Consider the following 4,484-nt stretch of genomic DNA (forward strand, 5'->3'; position numbering starts at 1 on the left):
TCTGTCTTCTTCTTTCCCTGACAAGTTTCTTGTTTTTTATATGGGTTGCTACTTCACGTTCCTGATCGTGGCTTTCATTCATGCAAATTGCTCCTGATGCCGCCATTGACCTGAACCCTGCACTTCAGGCTATCTTGAAAAATCGCGTTTTCGCCTGATTTCCGCGTCACATGAAAATGAATCAAGTCTGTCCAACAAATCCATTTTTTCCTACGAGGCAATTGCTGATGGATTCAGGAATTTTTCAAGGTATCCATCAGAGAGAGTTACAGGCCCAATGTTGTTAACTTAAGCGATGGGTCCCATTCCGACCTCGTCCGAGGGGCGCCATAAACCAGTCCCTGGTCGCTTGACTGCAGCCGTCCTGGCTGCAGACACCCTCGGCCAAGGTCAGAATGGGAGTTTTCTGAACCATCTTGCCCTCAAGTTAACGACATTAAAGTGCATGTTAAGGTTTAATTCATCCGGAGAATTTCATGGAAGGTGTGGTTTTTTTAAATAATGAGTTTATGCCGGCAGATCAGGCGAAGGTTTCTGTTTTTGACCGGGGGTATCTGTTCGGGGATGGGGTCTATGAAGTTGTTCCTGTTATTCAGTCCTGCCTGATTGACAGGGACAATTTCCTGGAACGGCTGGAGCACAGTCTCAATGCTGTCGGCATTGACTGGCCCTGCTCCAGGGAGGATTATGTTGCCTTGCTGGAAGAGCTTATCCGTCGAAATAATCTGGTGGAGGGTGGTGTGTACACCCAGGTGACCCGAGGTGTTGCGCCGCGGGATTTCGGCTTTCCACGGGACTCTTCCCCCTCCTGTATGGCGTTTACCCTGAAAAAGGTGCTGGTGGACAATCCCCTGGCGGAAAGTGGAGTAGCGGTGGTGACGGTTCCTGATATTCGCTGGAAGAGAAGGGATGTGAAATCAATAGCCCTGCTTGGTCAGTGCCTGGCCAAGGAGGAGGCGGTCAGAAAAAATGGTTTTGAGGGATGGATGGTTGAAGATGGTTTCGTGACGGAAGGAACCTCGTCCACGGCCTATATCGTCAAGGGAAATACCATCATTACCCGGCCGCTTTCCCGCTCCATCCTTCCGGGAATCAGACGAAAAAGCCTGCTTTATCTTGCCCGTAAAGAAAAAATTGCAATTGAGGAACGACTGTTTACAGTTAAAGAAGCACTGGAGGCGGATGAAGCCTTTCTCAGCAGTGCGACTACACTTGTTCTACCTGTTGTTCAAATTGATGGCCGGACAATTGGTGACGGGAAGCCGGGGAGAATGGCGAAACATCTCCGGGAGCTTTATATCCGTATGGCATTTGAAGAGGCCGGAAAAAAACTGTAATTGGTTGAAAAAATCAGACTGAGGTAACTATGAAAAAGACAGCGTATGTCGTTGCGGGACTGGTCCTGTTGTCTCTGCCCGTTACCGGTTTTGCCGCTAACACCGTGATACGGGTACCCGGTGTTGAAATCAGGGATGATGGAAGTGTTTCCGCACCCGGTGTGGAGATAGGGGCGGACGGTTCCGTCAGTGCACCCGGTGTTGAAGTTGACCGGCACGGCAATGTAGAGGCACCAGGGGTGTCGATTCATGGTGTGGGTGGAGACAACGACAACAGGATCGTTCTGGACAGTGATGGCGGGGCTATTAATATAGCAGCTGATCATCAGGATGTGGAGATCAGTGGAGATAATAACCGGATCTCGGCTTCCGGCAGGATTTTGAACATGCATGTCAACGGTGACTCCAACACCATAAAACTTGAGGGCACTGTGAAGAAAATAGAGGTGAGTGGGGATGACAACCGCTTTTACTATTACAGTTATGATACAGAGATTGTGGACAACGGTGACAATAATCGGTTTTTCAGAAGATAACGTTAACCAGAATCCATCAGAGTTGTAAAGGTGGCTTATTTCCGGAGGCTGCTGTTTATTCTTCCTCTCCTTCTTTCCAGTTGCGGTCTGTTTACAGGGCCGACATATGACAGCCACTCTCTGGACAGGGTAAGGGGGAAGACCCTGACTGTCTGGATGCTCTCTGATATCCAGCCTGTGACAATTCCGGGCAGGCATGTCTTTGAACGGGCAATCAATGATACCGATGGGGCTGTGCCGGATGTCAACCTCGCGGTGATTGCCGGGGATCTGCTCCAGGCACGAAGCCAGGCGGAGTCATTCGAGTGGTTTCTTTCTGCAAGGAAACGTTCTTCAATACGCAGTTGGTATGAAATTGCTGGAAATCATGATGTTCGAAGCGGCCGGGTATTTCATCAGTATATAAAGAAACCCGGCCATTACGGTGTCCGGGTTGGCAATATTCTTTTTCTTCTGCTCTCTGATGAATCCACAGCTTCAAGAACAGATATTTCCGATACGGCCTTTCAATGGTGGAGAGAGGCTGTGCGGAACAATCGGCAGTATATAATCATCACCGTGACCCATGCCCAGCTCCTTCACAGTGGCCTGTTCGCCTCTTTTATCCCCAGCAGGCGCATAGCGGATTCACAGCGATTTGAAAAAGTCCTGCGGGACGAAAAGGTGGCCATATGGGCTTCGGGCCATTCGCACCTGCCCCAGGGGATGTGGGGGACAATCTCCATTGAACGGAGGCTGGGAGGAACCTGTTTTGTCAATGTCAGTGCCATTCGGGAAGATTCCTTCATGGACAGCCAGTCCCGGTTTTTCATTTTCGAAGACGGTTCTGATGTGGTGTGGATCCGCTCAAGAAATCATACAAAGGGGAGGTTTGATGCAGGTCTCGATTTTCCCCTGAAGCTGGACAGACCATTTTCCTGGGGCGGGAGTGCGCCTGAGTTGGTGCTTCAACCATAAGGCTATTTGTATTTGGTCACCGGGGCAACAGTTCTTTGAACCTGACCAGTGATGTCAGCATGTCACAGGTGGGCGCAGGTATATCCATTTTTTTCCCCTGGTCACTGACAAACCCGGTCAGGGCGTTGATTTCCGTCTGTTTACCGTTTTCCAGATCCTGAAGCATTGACGGGCGGTGATTGAAGGTGGCGGGGAGCAGCCTGTCGTACAGTTCGACTTTATATTCTTCCGCATTTTCCCAGGGAGTGGTGCCGCCCAGGGCGGAAATTACAGCAAAGGTCTCTTCGATTATGCTGTCAATTATCTTTTTTGTGCCCTCGTTCTCGGCCAGGGCTCCATAATGAACCCCGAGAACGGCACCCAGGGGATTCAGGGCACAGTTGTAGAGGAGTTTTGCAAAAAGAGACTGGTGGATATCTTCGACGGCACTGCATGGATGCCCTGCGTGCTCAATGGCATCGGCGAGCTGTACCGCCATGGAGCCGGGCGCTCCCTTTCTGCTGTTGCCGATATGGATTGCATCCGCGGAGACTGTGATATTAACCTGGCCCGGCTTAACAATTTCAAAACCGGTAATGACCCTGGCACCCAGACTGCGTTCCGGGCCGAAAACCTTTTCCACCTTTTCCACATTGCCACAGCCGTTCTGCATGGAGATAATATCTCCGGCCCGCTGCGCCAGCAGGAGGAGTTCCTGAAGAGCAAATTCTGTATCGTAGCTTTTAGTGGTTATAAAGGTTGCATCATAGGTCCCTGTTGAGTCCGAAGCGCGGGAGAAAAGACCGATGTTATCCGCCCTGGCAATCCGGTTGCCGAAAATACCGGTTACCCGCAGTCCATGTTGTTGAATCGATTTAATAAACCGCTCTCTTAAGACCAGGTCGACCCGATGGCCGTCAGCCGCCATCATGCAGCCCAGGGCCTGACCCAGTGCCCCTGCGCCGTATATCAATATCCGCATTGTGAATCAGTTCCGCTTTGTTCCCGAATAAGTAAAAGATTTTGCAATCATTTTATAAAAACTGCCCTTGTCTATACCGATATCTTTTCCGCAGGTACAGATTATTTTGTTGCCACGGGTATTAAAAGCAAAAACCTTTGTTATTCTGTCCTTATGACAGCGCAGCACTTCACCCTGACCGATTTTATCGTATCTCCAGAGTTTTTTTCTGCATGCCGCACATTTCAGTATGAGCATTTTCCAGGCCCTGTGGATTGGAGATTTTTTCCCGAATCCGGAGTCCTGCGAGTTTACCAACCCGCTTCGTTATCAATAGTGTTGTTATAAAAGCTGCCCTCAAGTGTAACCCAAAGATTAAATTTTGGGAAGCCAGAGTTCAGGGCACGTGGTATACTACTATGTAAGAGTTTTTCCTGTCGGGGCCGGAACTGACAGGGAGAAGAATTGAATAAGAAATCGTATTTATTCACAGGTTCCCCAGTGTTTCAAGGTCTCTCTTGCCCGTATAGGTGGCCCTTAATTTATCGGTATTGATCTCTGGACTATAATTTTTCTGATTACGTATGAAACTCAGCCTGTTATTTGTGAGTCTGGGGATTGGGCCTGTTTTATCAGGCGTATTTCAAAAATCACATTAGACTGATTATAAAATGATATGGACTGACACTTTTTCATTTGAATTCCTTATCAATT

Annotated in this window: 5 protein-coding genes; 3 read left to right on the top strand and 2 right to left on the bottom strand. The window is 49.1% G+C overall.

Translation table 11 applies throughout. The features are described 5' to 3' along the window. Window positions 1-476 precede the first annotated feature (476 nt). The 3 genes from ACXLDX_RS12010 to ACXLDX_RS12020 are packed head-to-tail and all read left to right on the top strand — an operon-like array spanning window position 477 to window position 2,830. Window positions 477-1,337 carry a D-amino acid aminotransferase gene (locus ACXLDX_RS12010; protein WP_457577426.1) on the top strand — a complete coding sequence of 287 codons (861 nt, stop codon included), beginning with the start codon at window positions 477-479 and terminating at the stop codon, window positions 1,335-1,337. Between the two features lie 29 nt (window positions 1,338-1,366). Beyond that, entirely contained in the window at window positions 1,367-1,873 is a 507-nt protein-coding gene (locus tag ACXLDX_RS12015) for a DUF3060 domain-containing protein (RefSeq protein ID WP_457577427.1), read from the top strand. 30 nt (window positions 1,874-1,903) lie between these two features. Further along, entirely contained in the window at window positions 1,904-2,830 is a 927-nt protein-coding gene (locus ACXLDX_RS12020; RefSeq protein WP_457577428.1) for a metallophosphoesterase family protein, read from the top strand. A gap of 16 nt (window positions 2,831-2,846) precedes the next feature. Here the strand turns inward: ACXLDX_RS12020 and ACXLDX_RS12025 are convergent, their stop codons facing one another. Both ACXLDX_RS12025 and ACXLDX_RS12030 read right to left on the bottom strand, forming a co-directional pair. Next, a complete protein-coding gene (locus ACXLDX_RS12025) occupies window positions 2,847-3,791 on the bottom strand; it encodes a ketopantoate reductase family protein (RefSeq protein ID WP_457577429.1) in 945 nt (314 codons plus the stop codon). A 6-nt stretch (window positions 3,792-3,797) separates the two neighbouring features. Further along, window positions 3,798-4,028 carry a hypothetical protein gene (locus tag ACXLDX_RS12030; RefSeq protein ID WP_457577430.1) on the bottom strand — a complete coding sequence of 77 codons (231 nt, stop codon included), beginning with the start codon at window positions 4,026-4,028 and terminating at the stop codon, window positions 3,798-3,800. Between the last annotated feature and the right edge of the window lie 456 nt (window positions 4,029-4,484).

The sequence above is a fragment of the Desulfomarina sp. genome (assembly GCF_054039375.1).

Bases quoted from the DNA above. Each gene is read 5' to 3' on its own strand.
- ACXLDX_RS12025 (WP_457577429.1), bottom strand. From the start codon at position 3,791: ATGCGGATATTGATATACGGCGCAGGGGCACTGGGTCAGGCCCTGGGC.
- ACXLDX_RS12010 (WP_457577426.1), top strand. From the start codon at position 477: ATGGAAGGTGTGGTTTTTTTAAATAATGAGTTTATGCCGGCAGATCAG.
- ACXLDX_RS12030 (WP_457577430.1), bottom strand. From the start codon at position 4,028: ATGCTCATACTGAAATGTGCGGCATGCAGAAAAAAACTCTGGAGATAC.
- ACXLDX_RS12015 (WP_457577427.1), top strand. From the start codon at position 1,367: ATGAAAAAGACAGCGTATGTCGTTGCGGGACTGGTCCTGTTGTCTCTG.